This is a genomic window from Kineosporia sp. NBRC 101731 (genome assembly GCF_030269305.1).
Lineage (GTDB): Bacteria > Actinomycetota > Actinomycetes > Actinomycetales > Kineosporiaceae > Kineosporia.
On sequence record NZ_BSTC01000009.1, the window covers coordinates 275,435 to 289,583 of the forward strand.

Sequence of the window (14,149 nt, forward strand, 5' to 3'; positions counted from 1 at the left end):
GACGTGGTTCCGGCCGCCGGGATGGCGGCCTGGACGGAACAGCTGCCGTCGGAGGTTTTCAGGCCGGTGCCGGCGCCGGCGGTGGCGGTGACGATCTGGGGCACGCAGGAGGCCGGGTCCAGGGAGTAGGAGTAGGGGATGCTGATGGTGGTGTTCGACACCGGGTTGGGTCCGGCCGGGTTGTTCTCGCTGCTCTTGGCCGTCCAGGTGATGTTGTCGAAGATGTTGCCGCTGACCTGCCAGTAGCCGGGTAGGTCGGTGTAGAAGGTGCCCAGGACGTCGTTGGAGTCCTTGAAGTAGTTGTTCTCGACCTTGGCCCGGCCGCCGTCCCGGGAGTTGATCCCGGACTTGGTGAGGTTCAGGTAGTAGTTGTTGTAGATGTGGGCGGTCGCCGCCCGCAGCAGCGGTGTGCGGGATTCGATGGTCGAGTACAGGTTGTGGTGGTAGGTGATCGGGCCGTTCCCGGTGTCGCTGTCGCTGGACCCGACGAGGCCACCACGGCCGGAGTTCTTCAGGACGCTGTACGAGAGGGTCACGTACTTCGTGTCAGCCTTCAGGTCGAACAGTCCGTCGTACCCGGCGTCCTCCCCACCGGAGGCGATCAGGGTCGCGTGGTCGACCCAGACGTTGTGAACGTTGGTCTCCATGCCGATGGCGTCGCCGCCGTTGGAGGTGGGGGAGCCGGACTTCTTCACGTTCTGGACGGTGACGTTCTGGACGATGATGTTCGAGGAGTTGCGCAGGTGGATCCCGATCTGGTCGAACACCGCGCTCGAACCCACCCCGAGGATGGTGACGTTGCTGACGTCCTTGATCTCGATGACACCGGCGGCCGTGTTGCAGCTGCCGGAGACCTTGGCCGTGTTCCCCACGGTGATCGTGCCCGCGACCTCGATGACGATCGGGGTGCTGGCACTGGCCCGCCCGCACAGTGCCTGGTGGATCTGGGTTCCGGTGGTGGCCCGCACCGTCACCCCACCGGCTCCACCCGTCGTTCCCCCGTTCTGCGTCGCGAACCCCGACGCCGAACCCACCGCTGAGGCCTGAGATGCCAAGAACGGCACACCCATCACCGCCGCTGTCACCGATGCGGCCAGTGCCGAACGGAAGGGAAACCTTTTCGTTTTCGACATTTTCGTCTCGCTTTCGTCGTTGAAGGCTGAGATCGCTTTACTGTTGGACTTTTCGTGCTGGCGTCATTCGTGATCATGATCCGGCAGCTTGACGGTGTCGCTGAAGTCGGTGGTCGGGCTCGCGATCATTTGGATGAAACTGGCTTTCCAGAAAGACGAATCGTCTGATTGGTGCTCGCCGCGGTGAGGCTCGTCGTCGCGACCAGATGTTCACGGTTCTGTCTTCGGGGCATGGTGTCTCCTCATCGAGAACTGCCAGGGCGTCCGAACGTCAAGATCCGAGCTGGTGAGCGCTTACCACATTGGCAAGCTAGGCGCGGTACAGGCCTAAGTCAAACGCCATTGGGCTGTTGAAGCCATTCTTCGATCCGTGCGAGAGCAGTCGAGCGGCACTGCGGTTGTTCTGGCGGAAGGCGCTTACCGCCTCCTATCAGAGACGACGGTCGCTGGGTGCATCCGGGCTGCCGCTGGAAGCGCTCTCGCAACTGCCCGCTCGCGGCCGGGCGGGACGGTGAAACTCTTTCATCACAGTCGATCTTCGCGCGCCCGAACCCTGTCGTCTGAACACCGAGCCGAACAGGTCTGGTTCTTCTGAATGAGGCGGTCACCCGGTCCACGGCGTGCCAACCGTCCCTGACCAGGTGTGCTCGCCGTCTCCGGACCACTGATCCGAGGCGGATCGTCAGCTAACCGTCAGGTTGCACGTCGGTCACCCGTCCAGCAGTAACGGTCGGATACCGGGTGACCGGACGAGAGCCGTCCGGGAATCGAACCCGAGGGTGACATGGCATCTGCTTCGAACTGTCTCGCCCCTCTCGTCCTGCCCACCAGGTATCGGGGAGCCGGCTGGACGACCCGGGTGCCGGGCGAGGGGGTCCGGCGATGAACCGCCGGCAGACCTGGGGCCGGATCAGCCGGCGGCGAGTGATGGCGGCCCTGACCGTCGTGGTGCTGCTGGTTGTCGGAATGGTGGTGGGAAACATCTTTCTGACCAGTAGGTTACAAGATCGGGTCCGTGCCCAGATGCGGTGCGTCAGTGGTGATGATTCGATCTCGCCGACCGTGTCGACAGGAAGTAAACCGCTGCTGCTGGATCTGGTGTCCGGCACGATCGGGACGGTGACCATCTCCGGGTTCCCGGCGTCCGGACTGGGCGTCGAGAACAAGGACGGTCAGGCTCGGGCCGCCGGGATGCTGGGGGACAGCGACCTGACGCTCACCCTGCACGATGTCGGCCTGCGGGGAGACCGCACACCCACGTCGGCCGAGGTGTCCGCCACCGTGAGCTGGTCGGCCATCTCCGACCGGCTGAGCCAGGCCGGTCAGGCTGATGACGGGGACGATTCCGGTCAGGCGGTCGCAAACATGCTGGCAGGGGCGAAGATCTCCGAACGCGACGGGCAGCTCGCGGTGACCCTGCCCCAGCAGATGGCCGGGCAGTCGGTGCAGGTCTTGATGGTACTTGCGGTGTCAGAGGGTGACCTGACCCTGACCCCCGAGACGGTGGTGATCGGGCAGCGCGCGATCCGGGCGTCACTGCTGGCCGGCTTTGCCGGTGCCGGAGCGGGTGGGGCAGGAAGCGGCATCGCGAAAGCACTTCAACCCCGGACCATGGATCTCGACCTGCCGGACAACGTGTCGTTGCAGTCCGCCGAGGCGACGCCGGAAGGGCTCGCGGTGAAGCTCGGTGTCGATCCGGACCGTCTCGAGCAGCCGAAACAGGCGTCCAAAAGCATCTGCTGAAGCGCAATTCACGATGGTGTGGACCGGAGGAGATCTGGCCCGCCCAGCGTTTTCACTGCCCTACCCGATGAAACCCGACGAAATCCGATAAAATCCGATGAAGAGGAAAAGATGGGCACGCAAGACACACGGACAGAGCCGGTTTCGCCATCGGGTGGACCCCGGCCGGCCGGAACGGTTACGCCCCGGCCGGGGGCTCTGGGCCGCCTGGGCCACTTCTCGGCCCGGCACCGCTGGTGGGTGGTGGCGGCCTGGGTGCTGCTGGCCATCGTGACGCTGGTGGCCGGCCGGCAAGCAGGGGGCACCTATGCCGACGAGTTCTCCCTGCCGAACTCGCCATCCGTGACGGGCGCCGATCTCCTGTCCGAGCACAACCCCTCGGCCGGAGGCAAGAGCGGCCAGATCGTCTTCGCACTTCCCGACTCCTCGACGGAATCGCTGCAGGACCATCAGGATGTGATCGACGCATCGATGAAGGCGGTCGCCGACATCGATCATGTGCTGTCGGCGACCGACCCGCTCCAGCAGGTGTCCGAGGACAAGACCGTGGCCTACTCCACGGTCCAGATCGCCGATGACCCGAAGCAGTACGGCGACGATTACGTGGGGCTCTTCGACCAGGCCACCCAGACCGCGGTCGAGGACGGCATCCAGGTCAGCTACGGCGGGCTGCTCGGCCAGGCCGACCGGCCCAGCGGCGGCGAAAGACTGTCCGAGGGCGTCGGGATCCTGGTCGCCATCGTGGTGCTGCTGATCGGTTTCGGAAGCGTTTATGCGGCTGCTCTGCCCATCCTGACCGCCGTGCTCGGGGGAATCGTGGGTCTGAGCCTGCTCGGTCTGGGCGCCGGGTTCCTGTCGCTGCCGACGGTCTCGCCGACCCTGGCGATCATGATGGGTCTGGGCGTCGGCATCGACTACGCGCTGTTCCTGTCCACCCGGCACCGCCAGCAGGTCATGGACGGCGTCGATCCGATCGTGGCGGCGGGCCGGAGCGTGGCGACCTCCGGAGGAGCTGTGCTGACCGCGGCCCTGACCGTGGTGATCGCGCTGATGGGCCTGTACGCCTCGGGTCTGGGCTTCGTCGGCAAGCTGGGCCTGGCCGGCAGCGTCGGTGTGGCGGTGGCCGCCGCGGCCTCCCTCACCCTCGTCCCGGCGATGCTGGCGATAGCCGGGCACCGCATCGACCAGCTGAAGGTGCGTCGTCCGGTGGCCGAGCCGGGCGGCACCGGCTCCGTCTGGGTGCGGTATGCCGAAAGCGTCTCCCGCCGTCCGTGGCCGTTCCTGCTGGCCGGAGTGGTGGTCGTCGCGATCATGGCCGTGCCCATGCTGTCGATGCAGCTGGGTCACGTGGACGCTGGGGCCGACCCGCTGTCCTACAGCGACAAGCAGGCTTACGACGCGATCGAACGTGGGTTCGGCGCCGGCGCCAACGGACCGCTCACCATCGTCGTCCAGCCGCAGGACTCGATGAGCGCCGGCGACCAGGAAGACCTGGCGAACTCCCTGCGCCAAGACCTCGCCGGCGTGGACAACGTCGCCTCGGTCGCTCCCTTCACCGCGACCCAGGACGGCGCTCTGCTGGTCGGTACGGTCATTCCCGCCGAGGGACCGCAGGACTCCGCCACGGACGAACTGGTCGGTACGTTGCAGGACGAGATCCTGCCCAAAACCCTGGGTAACTCCGCGACCGGTTATGTCACCGGAACCCTGGCCTCACAGCTGCAGTTCCGTGACACGGTGGCCGCTCGGCTACCGCTGATCATCGTGACCGTCATCGCGGCCTCTTTCCTGCTGTTGATCCTGGCCTTCCGTAGTCCCGTGCTGGCGGTCAAGGCGGCCCTGATGAACCTGCTGTCGGTGGGTGCCGCGTACGGAGTCATCGTTGCCGTCTTCCAGTGGGGCTGGGGCGGCTCGCTCCTGGGGGTCAGTGAGAAGGTGCCGATCGAGTCCTACATCCCCATGATGATGTTCGCCATCGTGTTCGGTCTGTCGATGGACTACGAGGTTTTCCTGCTCTCCCGGGTGCGCGAACGCTGGCTGGAGACCAGGGACAACACCGATTCGGTGGGCTATGGCCTGTCCCGGACCGCACGCGTGATCAGCTGTGCGGCCCTGATCATGGCCAGCGTCTTCTTCGCCTTCGCGGCCTCACCCAACGTCGTCGTCAAGGTTCTCGCCGTGGGTCTGGGCGTCAGCGTGCTGATCGACGCGTTCGTCATCCGCCTGCTGCTGGTTCCCTCCAGCATGTTCCTGCTCGGGCGGGCCAACTGGTGGACGCCGCGCTGGCTGGACCGCGTCCTGGGTGACTTCACCCTGGAGAGGCCTCCGCTCGAAGGAGCCGACGGCTGACATCGCCATGACCCTGCGCGCCGGCCTTGTCGCTGGGGGTGAGGATTTGCGCTCCTGGGGGTCATCGGGCGCTGACTGCGTGGGGAAAGCTTGGGTTCGTTCATAACTTTTCAGTACAGTGCGGCTTTCGTGCCAAGGGGGGGCGAAGTGGTGGAGAGTTTCCGAGCAGAACCCGGTCAGATGACGCAGGCCGGTGACAAGGCCCGGGCGCTGGCCGATGATGCCGCGGCGATCAAGCCGAACATCGGGCCGGCCAAGAGCGCGATGCCGGGCAGCACATCGGCGGCCCTGATCGAGGCGGTGCAGTCGACCTTGGAAGGGACGCTCAAGGCCTGGTCCCTCGCGACGGACGGCTACGGAGTGGCGCTCGACGTGGCGGCGGCCGGGTACCGCAGCTCGGACCGCAGCGGCGTGCAGGGCTACCAGGGGGTCCAGGCCCCCGATGGCATGCCGACGCCGAGCAGCGCCCCGACCACGCCCAGCCTCCCGACCCCGGCACCCGGGCCGGCGCCGACCCCGGTGCCGACGGGGCAGGGCTCATGAGCGTGCCCTGGGGTCAGCTGAAGACCTGGAAGGAAGAACCGCTGGAGACCGGCTTCCAGGAGGCCCGGCGGATCGAGGACGAGCTGCAGCGGGTCGAGGAGGCCCTGCCGGGAGCCAGCCCTCAGACCTGGGACGGCACCGCCGGGCAGGCGGCCAAGCAGGCCGCCGAGGTACTCACCAAGAGCCTGGCCGAGCACATCGACTCGGTGTCCTCGCTACGCAAGGCCCTGGCCAGCGCCTCCGACGAGATGGCGGGCGTGGTCCGGGCGGTCGACGACGCCGAGGACTACGCGTCGCGCAAGGGTCTGACCATTGCCCACTCCGGCAGGGTGAGCGACGCGCTGACCCCGCCGACCGTGTACGGCGACCCGGCCGACGCGGCCGTCTACACGCAGGAACGTCAGGAGTACGTGGACGAGGGGGTCCGTCTGGTCGAGGCGGCGCTGACCAAGGGGCAGACGCTCGACGACAACCTGACCGACGGCCTGGGCCCGTTGATCTCCTACTGGAACACCTACTCGCCTCTGACCGACCTGGCCAGGAAGGCGGGAAAGGTCAGCATGGCCGTGGTGCTGGCCCGGTACGGCCTGGCGCCGTCCTCGGCCGCCCCCGAACGCGCCAAGTACCTCGAGAACCTGCGCAAGTACCAAGCTCTCAAGGGTGCTGCCCCGGACCTGTCCGACCCGAAGGTACTCAAGCAGTACAACAAGCTGGAGAAGGACGCCCTCAAGCTCTACAAGAAGGGTGCCGGCCTGCCGCTGGACGTGCGGCAGGCCCAGCTCGACGCCAAGCGGGCCCAGCTGCTGTACAAGTCGCTGCGCAAGCTCAAGGGCGACGGGCCGGCGATGAAAGAACTGCTGAAGAGGTACCCGGCACTGTCCGAGGCCGACGTCCTGGGCAAGGTCGGCAGGCTGGACAAGCTGACCAGGCCGCTGCGAACGGTCAGCCCGGTGCTGGCCAAAGTGCTCGGACCGGTGGCAGTGGTCTCCGGTGGGGCGGACATCTACTCCGCGATCACCGACACCGAGTCGGCCACCGACAACCGGGTGGCCCGGGGGATCGGTGGTGGTGCCTCGATCATCAGCGGCGGGGCAGCCACTCTGCTCGCCTTCGGGCTGGTGTCCGGCCCGGCGATGCCGGTCGTCGTGGTCGGCGCGGGGCTGGTCGCGGCCGGGGCCTGGGCCTACGAGAACCGTGAGGCGATCGGGCACGCGCTCTCGAGCGGGGCGGATGCCGTCGGCGATGCGGCCGGCAAGGTGGGCGACGGTGCCAAGAAACTCTGGAAGGGCATGTTCGGATGAGTGTTGAACTGGTCGAAGGCCCCTCGGCAGAGGTCGCTGCCAGCCGGCTCGAGCTGCTCACCGTGGCGCTCGACGGCGCGCTGGAGCTGGGCAGTTACACCGACGAGGAGCTGGTGGCGCTGGACGCCCCGGATGGCCGTCCGTTCGCGCCGAGTCCCTGGTTCTCCGCTCTGTCGGAGCAGGAGGGGCAGATCGCGGTGATCGCTGCGCTGCGCGGGCTGACCGCGCGGGGGGTCTACCGGGCCATCCCGGTGGACGAGGAGTCGGGCGAGATCACCTTCGAGGCCGACCCCGACCTGCTGGCCCTGCTCAGCCTCCGGCGGCAGGTACCGACCGTGGTGGTCGCCGAGCACCGGGCGCAGGAGCGGGTGCAGTGGTACGTCCTGTACAACCACCCCGAAGGGCTGTGGCTGGGTGAAAAGGTCACCCCGACAGGCCTTCACGAGTTCACCCTCGCCGATCGGGAACACTGGACGCGGGTGCTCGCCGAGTGGTCCGGCGCCACCGGCGCCGTCCAGGAACGCCCGGTGCTGGACGTGGTGGTTCCCCCGGTGAACGGCTCCGCGGCCGAGGCCGCCCCGCCGTACGTCGTGGCCGTCTGCGAGAAGTCCACGGTGATCACCCGTTTCGACGCCACCGGCGGAACGCCGAGGGAGACCTGGGGCAGCGTCCACACCGGGGCCGACGCTCACTACGTGGGCGCGGAAAGCCCCGGGGGTATGCACTATCTCGGTGCCACCGCCCGCGACGTGCGGGCACTCTGGGAAGACGTCCTGGAACCTCTGCAGGAGGTCTGATGGCCGCGACACCGTTCTTTCAGGTCGAGGGCCCGGACGACCCCGAGCTGGTTCCCGGCCTGGAGCGGTTCGTCATGCTCGATGCGTCGGAACTGGGCCGGGTGCGGGCCCGGTTCCGGACCGCGCCGACGGCCCGCCCGATGGCCGTGGTGCTGGTGATCTCGGTGATCCTGGCCGGCCTGGCGCTGCTGATCCCCGGGGCCCCGGAGAACGCCAACGTGGCGGTGGCGGTCCTGGTGTGCATGCCCGCGCTGTTCTACTTCGTCACCGTCCTGGTCGGCCTGGCCACCCGGCACTGGGTGCGGGACCGGGGGCTGGCCACCGGCTGGCACCGCCGGACCCGGCTGATGGTGCCCTGGGAGACGATCGACCCGGGTCGGGTGCACGTGGTCGAGAACGCCACCGCGGTGGTCTTCCACCCCGACTTCCAGGACCGTTCGCCCACCTACCTGAACAACCTGTCGGACCGGGCCCTGCTGGTCTGCGGCTTCAACTCGGCCACCTTCGACCCGTTGTTCAGGTACTGGCTGCTCGGCACCCCGGATCCCGAGGGACTCGCCCAGCAGATCGAGAAGGCCATGGTGGACGCAGGCCTGGAGGCACACGGTCTGGCCGCCAATGCTTCCCGGACAGCTGTGCGGGCGCGCTACCGCAACGGCGGGACGCCCCTGCTGGGCGACCACCGGGAACCCTACGACCCGGTACTGGGAGTGCCTTCCCCCGGCTGACTTCCGGGGCGGCCGAAACCCGCCCCGGGCCACCGGCGGTCGGACCGGTGGCGGAAGGGACGATCCGGGTCAGCTCATCGGCATGACCCGGGCGACCTTGACCGAGCTGGTGGTGCTGCCCTCGGCCGGGTAGGCCACGCTGCCGTCCTCGTACTCCTTGAAAGCCGTGTAGTTGTGGTCCTTCACGGCCAGCGTGAGCGGTGAGCCGATCGCGGCGCCGGTGGAGCGGTTGAGGATCTGGGCCTGGGTGCTGCTGCCGGAGCCCCAGCTGAGCAGCATCCGGTCGGCACCGTACTTCACCAGGTGCGGGTGCTGGGTCGAGGCTCCTGGTTGCACGGTCTTGTCGGCGGCGCCGGTGGTGAAGTGGGAGAGCTTGGCGGTGCCGCCCTGGCTCCACGCCGTCCAGTAGCCGGTGTCGGCCAGCACCAGGTCACCGCCGAACAGGGTTCCGTCACAGGTGCTCGCCGCGACCGTTCGATACGGGTTGGGCTGGGCGATGCGACAGTCGTTGTCGGTGGCGCAGACCGTGACGAAGTCCTTCTTGGCCGGGGCGTAGACGATCCGGGAGGTCCAGGCGTGACTGCAGCCCACCTCGAATCCCCTGCCCGAAACCAGGTTGCCGGTGGAAGCGTTGACCACCTGCATCCGGTCGCCCTCGTGGATGTCGACGCAGTTCCCGTTCTTCACGGTGATGGCCACCCCGAAGTAGGCGGCGTAGTTCGTGCCGTCGTAGGCCAGGCGGCCGTGGTGCTGGTACCACCAGACGAAGCGGGCGCCGTCGCTGTAGCCCTTGCGGCTGTCGGTCAGGTTGGTGACCTGCTGGTCCCAGACCTGTTGACCCGTGGTGTCGAACCGGATCATGTGCATGGTGTTGCACGGGCTGGACTCGCCACCGCACAGCGGGCCGGTGCCGCAGTCGCCCTTCCTGGTGATCAGCAGCACGCCGCCCGAGCTGTCGGCCTGGACGTCCTGCAGATCGAAGCCGTCGTAGGTGACGGGCGTGCCGACCAGTTGGTCGTCACAGTTCAGCTGACCGAGGTGCACCTTCTCGTCGGTGCCGACCCAGGCGAGCCACGACGTGCCGCCCGGGGTGGAGGCGATCGCCACCGGCAGCACCTCGGTGTCGCTCTCCCCGCCGTAACCCTTGACGGTGGTGGGCAGTTTGACGTCGGTGACCTTGACCTCGGCCGTGGCGGAGGACGTGCGGGCGCAGACGTCGGCGACGGGTGCCGTGGTCGTCCCCGGTGTGGCCGCGGCGGGACTCGTGGTTGTGGTGGGGCTTGCGGTTGCTGTGGTCGCGGTTGCGGTCGGCGCTGCCGTGGGGCCGGCGGTCGTGGTCGCCGTGGCGGAAGCGGTGGGTGTGGACGAGGTGTGCGGCCGGGAGTGCGGTGTCCGGTTGTGATGGGAGGGCTGGCGAGCAGAAGCGGACTGCACCGCGACGGTCGTACCCGCGAGGGCGAGGACGACAGCGCCGAGGCCCAGGGTCCAGATTCGCCAGGAGGGGTGCTTGCGCCTACCGGGCGGCTGGGGAGAAGTTGGCATGACGACAGGGTTTCGGGGGCTGTCTTAAGCACGTCTGGCGTACGGGCTAAATCCGGCATATCCACAGCCGGCTTCCAGAATCGTGTACTGTCCAGCCGGATCCCCGACCCGTGAAACCCGCGGTGTGACGGTCGGTATGTCTTTCAGGGGCGCAGTGTGTCCTTCCCCGGCCCGCCGCTGAACTTGTCCGTACCCGGCCCGCCGTCGAGCAGGTCGTTGCCACTGTTGCCGTAGAGGGAGTCCGTGCCCGCTTCGCCGTACAGCTTGTCGTTGCCCGGCCCACCGTAGAGCGTGTCCTTGCCGCCGCCCCCGCGCACCACGTCGTCACCCGCCCCGCCGCGCAGGAACTGGGAGCCCACGCCGGCCAGGATCGTGTCGTTGCCCCGGCCGCCGTCGACATCGCTGTAGCTGCCGGTGGTGGTGAGGGTGTCCGAGCCGTTGCCGCCCTGCACGGTGGAGACCGATCCGGTGGTGATCTGGTCGTCGCCGTTCTGGCCCCAGACGAAGCTGCCGTCGTTCGTGGCGGAGTGGCTGCTGTCGAAGGTGTCCTGGCCGTCGCCGAGCCAGAACTCGTTGAAGTAGTAGACCTGCGTGGTGTTGTTGTGGAACTCGACCGCGTCGTTCTTGTCGCGCAGGTTCATGCCCAGGCTGCCGTACGGGTCCGGGCTGTCGACGGGCTCGACCTCGCAGCGAATGCTGGTGTGGTCGTCGCCGATCGGGTAGGAGCAGCCCTTGCCGATCTTCACATCAACCGAATCATCAATCAGATAGACCAGTTTCGTTCGTTCGTCGTTCCAGGACACCGAGGCTACGACATGGTTGGTCTGGCCCTTCGCGGCCTGGTAGGTCAGCTTCCAACCGTGCGCGTTGACGCTCGCGGTGGCGGGGCCGGGTGCGGCCTGCGCGGTGCCGGCGGTCGCTACGAGAAGGGCCGCGGACGCGGCGCCCACCACGCCCACCACACGGTGCCGGGTGATGTGCCGGGAGATGTGCAGGGTCATGACAGGCCTCCAGAGTGACTACTCTTGGTACTGACGCTGGCACGTTACGCCACTGCGGCGGGCGGGGCAGATGTTCGTCACACATCCGCCCGGGAAGCTCGAGCGGTGATGAGGGCGGTCGCGGACGGCGACCTTCGCGGCCCTGGCCTGCAGCAGTGCGAAGGCTTCACCCGGATGGGCGAGCGGCTGGGCACCGCTGCACCGGCGTATCACGTCCCGGTTGGCGCTTGGCCGGGGCCGGGGCACGATGGCAGGGTGGGCGGCCTGTTGCGGACGAAGAGGGATGACCGACCGATGAAGATTCGCCGGGCCCGGGTGGTGACGCTCGCCCCCAGCGGGCGCGTTGCCATGATCGAGCGCTATGTGCGCGGGCACCGCTTCCTCAGCGTGCCCGGAGGTCGCCTGGAACAGGGGGAGTCGCCCGAGCAGGCCGCGCTCCGGGAGATCCAGGAGGAGCTGGGGCTGCGCATCACCCTGGCCGGCCGCCTGCCCGATCACGAAGGCCAGGCCTACTTCCTCGCCGTCGTGCCCGAGGAGGCCCGGCTCGTCATGTCCGGCCCGGAGGCCAAGCACGAGAACCGGAACAACCGCTACACGCCGCGCTGGGTCGACGCGGCCACGCTCGACGGTCTGCCCCTGCGTCAGCCGGTGCGCCATCTGGTCACCACGGCGTCGATCGCCGTCGCGGCCACCATGGCGACAGTGAGACCCATGGTGGACGTCGACGAGACCGCCGCTGCAGGCGTCCCTCATTCTGTGCTCGGGGAGCCGGTGATCGACCTCACCGACTCGCTGCTGGTGCCCGGACCCCTGCCGGATTTCGACCCGGCCGCAGCGACTTTCGAGTTCGGTCAGCGCATCCGGCGGCGGTTCGTGTTCCGCCGCCGCGACGACCACCGCAGCAACCGCACGGCCGAGCGATTCGGTGTGAGGCGCTGAGGGACCGGAGTTGCCACCCCCCCCGGCGATGGCGTCGAGCAGTCGTCGCAAGAACTCTGACGCCACCACCGGCTCGTGTTGATGCGGCGTCCCAGAGGTGGTTGCCGGGTCTCGTGGAAATGGACCAGTGAGATCAAGCTCTCCGCCGGGGCTTGCGCCGACGGCGGGAGCCCCCAGTGGGGTCATCGTCCACCCTTTTCCCGATGACGGCAGAGATCCGGGTCGGTGGAGGACCTGCGGGCGGGTGGTTTCCCTCTTGTCCCGGTTCGTGCCGGAGGTCAGTGTGTGGTGGTGAGTTCGGCGTCGCTCGTCGTGACCGCGCCCTCGCCGTCCGTGCCACCTTCGGGCACGCGGCAGTGGTCGCGTACTTTCGCGTCGACGCTGGCGCTGTCGCTGCTGGGTGCGGTGTTCATGGGCCCGCTCTGGCAGGAGTATCCGGTCGTCGCCTTCGGTAGCCTGCTGTTCGGGGCGATGCTCACGTGTGCCGGGGTGATCCTCTGGGAAGAGCCCGGTCACCGGCGCGCCGCCGTGCTGCTGGTCGCGGCGGCGTTGCTGTGGGCGCTGGGCTGGAGTGAGGAGTGGGCCTTCGGGCCGCTGCCGTTGCTCTCGGGCCTCTCCAGCTTCCTCGCGCTGTCGCTCGCGGTGTGGGCCATGTTCCGCTATCCCGATCCGACGCTGATGAACCGCGCCGAAAGGGTTTTCGTTGCCTCGCTGGCTTTCGTGCTGGTCGGGGGCATCCTCGCGCAAGACCTCACCATGCGTCCGGAGTGGAAGGACTACGACCCGGGCACCTGGTGGGTCACGCTGTACGCCGACCGGGGCCTGAACGATGCGGTCATCCGGGTCGCCAGTGCCGGGCAGCTGGTACTCGCGGTGCTGTTCACGGTGCTGTGGATGGTCCGGATCCGGCGGATGCGGGGTCTGGACCGGCAACTCTTGGCCCCGATGGCCCTGGCCGCCCCGGCCACCACGCTGGCGGCGGTCATTGTGCCGGTCGCCCAGCTGCTCGAGGTGCACGGCGACTGGAAGGACTACACGTTCGCCCTGCAGGCAACCCTGTTCGCCCTCGTCCCGATGGCCTTCCTGGCCAGCGTGGTGCGAAGACGGCTGGCCGACCAGGCGGTGCTGTCCCTGATCCGGCAGGTGCAGCGTCACCCGACCCCGGAGGCCGTGGAGAACGCCCTGCGCGAGGCTCTGCTCGACGAGTCGCTGCACGTGCGGTACTGGGCCCCCGAGCTCAACACCTATGTCGACACGACGGGCGCGCCCGACGGCAGCACCCCGATCGATGAGAAACGCCTGTTGTTACCGGTCGCGTCGGCCTCCGGTGCCGCTCTGGCGGTCATCGACACCGACCCGGCCCTGCGCCGGCATCCCAACCTCGTCGCCAACGCGGTGGCCGCGAGCGGCCTGGCCCTGGAGAACGCCCAGCTCCAGGCGGCGGTGCTCGGCCGGCTCAGCCAGGTGCGCTCGAACCGGATGCAGGCGGTGCGGGCGGGCGCGGCCGAGCGGCGGCGCATCGAGCGGGATCTGCACGACGGTGCCCAGCAGCGCCTGCTGGCCCTGAAACTGTTTCTGGCGGCGTCAGACTCGAATGATCTCACGGAGACCTCGCGGGAGCGCCTGAAGGGGATCAGCCAGGAGATCTCCCGGGCCCTGGACGAGCTGCGCGATCTGGCCCGCGGTATCCACCCGGCCCTGCTCAGCCAGGCCGGTCTGGGTGCGGCGGTCGAGGCGGTCGCCCAGCGTCAGCCGGGGCCGGTCGACGTGGCCCTGCCCAGTGCGCGATTCCCGGCGGCCACCGAGGAGACCGCCTACACCCTGATCTGCGCGGTGCTGACGGCGGCGCGGGAGCCGACGGGCAAGCAGGCGCGTCTGGAGATCCGGGGGCACGAGTCGGAGGGGGTGCTCATCATCGAGATCGAGGACGACGACGCCCGCCCGGCCCAGTTGCGCCTGGGGGCGGAATTGCCAGGGATGATCGATCAGGTGCGGGCGCTCGGTGGCGACGTGATGTTCTCCGCGCTCGGGCACGGTGGCTCGTTGATGGTTGCCGCGGTGCCGGGGGTCTGA

The 14,149-nt window shown here is 68.3% G+C and carries 10 protein-coding genes and 1 pseudogene; 8 read left to right on the forward strand and 3 right to left on the reverse strand.

The features are described from left to right. Window positions 1-2: 2 nt before the first annotated feature. Window positions 3-1,133: pseudogene (locus QSK05_RS24070) on the reverse strand (pectate lyase family protein); the annotation flags it as partial. A gap of 882 nt (window positions 1,134-2,015) precedes the next feature. Between QSK05_RS24070 and QSK05_RS24075 the strand changes: the two are divergent. The 6 genes from QSK05_RS24075 to QSK05_RS24100 all read left to right on the forward strand — a co-directional run bounded on the left by QSK05_RS24075 (window position 2,016) and on the right by QSK05_RS24100 (window position 8,594). Next, the gene (locus QSK05_RS24075) at window positions 2,016-2,876 is read left to right on the forward strand and encodes an LmeA family phospholipid-binding protein (protein ID WP_285599570.1); all 861 of its coding nucleotides are present in this window, start codon (window positions 2,016-2,018) and stop codon (window positions 2,874-2,876) included. A gap of 111 nt (window positions 2,877-2,987) precedes the next feature. After that, window positions 2,988-5,225: an MMPL family transporter gene (locus QSK05_RS24080; protein WP_285599571.1), complete on the forward strand. Its 2,238-nt coding sequence runs from the start codon at window positions 2,988-2,990 to the stop codon at window positions 5,223-5,225. A 180-nt stretch (window positions 5,226-5,405) separates the two neighbouring features. Further along, entirely contained in the window at window positions 5,406-5,768 is a 363-nt protein-coding gene (locus QSK05_RS24085; protein ID WP_285599572.1) for a hypothetical protein, read from the forward strand. Then, entirely contained in the window at window positions 5,765-7,069 is a 1,305-nt protein-coding gene (locus QSK05_RS24090) for a WXG100 family type VII secretion target (protein WP_285599573.1), read from the forward strand. The genes QSK05_RS24085 and QSK05_RS24090 overlap by 4 nt, the downstream gene beginning before the upstream one ends. Next, complete coding sequence (locus tag QSK05_RS24095; protein ID WP_285599574.1) at window positions 7,066-7,866, forward strand: hypothetical protein; 801 nt, start codon at window positions 7,066-7,068, stop codon at window positions 7,864-7,866. Before QSK05_RS24090 ends, QSK05_RS24095 begins: the two co-directional genes overlap by 4 nt. After that, window positions 7,866-8,594, forward strand: coding sequence for a hypothetical protein (locus QSK05_RS24100; RefSeq protein WP_285599575.1), 729 nt, complete (start codon window positions 7,866-7,868; stop codon window positions 8,592-8,594). Before QSK05_RS24095 ends, QSK05_RS24100 begins: the two co-directional genes overlap by 1 nt. Window positions 8,595-8,663: 69 nt before the next feature. Here QSK05_RS24100 and QSK05_RS24105 read toward each other — a convergent pair whose 3' ends face one another. Beyond that, window positions 8,664-10,136, reverse strand: coding sequence for a hypothetical protein (locus tag QSK05_RS24105; protein WP_285599576.1), 1,473 nt, complete (start codon window positions 10,134-10,136; stop codon window positions 8,664-8,666). 143 nt (window positions 10,137-10,279) lie between these two features. Continuing rightward, window positions 10,280-11,137: a calcium-binding protein gene (locus QSK05_RS24110; RefSeq protein ID WP_285599577.1), complete on the reverse strand. Its 858-nt coding sequence runs from the start codon at window positions 11,135-11,137 to the stop codon at window positions 10,280-10,282. 294 nt (window positions 11,138-11,431) lie between these two features. Here QSK05_RS24110 and QSK05_RS24115 point away from each other — a divergent pair, with 294 nt between their 5' ends. After that, the gene (locus tag QSK05_RS24115; protein ID WP_285599578.1) at window positions 11,432-12,076 is read left to right on the forward strand and encodes an NUDIX domain-containing protein; all 645 of its coding nucleotides are present in this window, start codon (window positions 11,432-11,434) and stop codon (window positions 12,074-12,076) included. Between the two features lie 291 nt (window positions 12,077-12,367). Then, the gene (locus QSK05_RS24120; RefSeq protein WP_285599579.1) at window positions 12,368-14,149 is read left to right on the forward strand and encodes a sensor histidine kinase; all 1,782 of its coding nucleotides are present in this window, start codon (window positions 12,368-12,370) and stop codon (window positions 14,147-14,149) included.

Excerpts from the sequence above, each read along its gene's own strand:
- QSK05_RS24095 (WP_285599574.1), top strand. The coding sequence starts at position 7,066 with ATGAGTGTTGAACTGGTCGAAGGCCCCTCGGCAGAGGTCGCTGCCAGC.
- QSK05_RS24075 (WP_285599570.1), top strand. The coding sequence starts at position 2,016 with ATGAACCGCCGGCAGACCTGGGGCCGGATCAGCCGGCGGCGAGTGATG.
- QSK05_RS24115 (WP_285599578.1), top strand. The coding sequence starts at position 11,432 with ATGAAGATTCGCCGGGCCCGGGTGGTGACGCTCGCCCCCAGCGGGCGC.
- QSK05_RS24085 (WP_285599572.1), top strand. The coding sequence starts at position 5,406 with ATGACGCAGGCCGGTGACAAGGCCCGGGCGCTGGCCGATGATGCCGCG.
- QSK05_RS24100 (WP_285599575.1), top strand. The coding sequence starts at position 7,866 with ATGGCCGCGACACCGTTCTTTCAGGTCGAGGGCCCGGACGACCCCGAG.
- QSK05_RS24090 (WP_285599573.1), top strand. The coding sequence starts at position 5,765 with ATGAGCGTGCCCTGGGGTCAGCTGAAGACCTGGAAGGAAGAACCGCTG.
- QSK05_RS24105 (WP_285599576.1), bottom strand. The coding sequence starts at position 10,136 with ATGCCAACTTCTCCCCAGCCGCCCGGTAGGCGCAAGCACCCCTCCTGG.
- QSK05_RS24080 (WP_285599571.1), top strand. The coding sequence starts at position 2,988 with ATGGGCACGCAAGACACACGGACAGAGCCGGTTTCGCCATCGGGTGGA.
- QSK05_RS24110 (WP_285599577.1), bottom strand. The coding sequence starts at position 11,137 with ATGACCCTGCACATCTCCCGGCACATCACCCGGCACCGTGTGGTGGGC.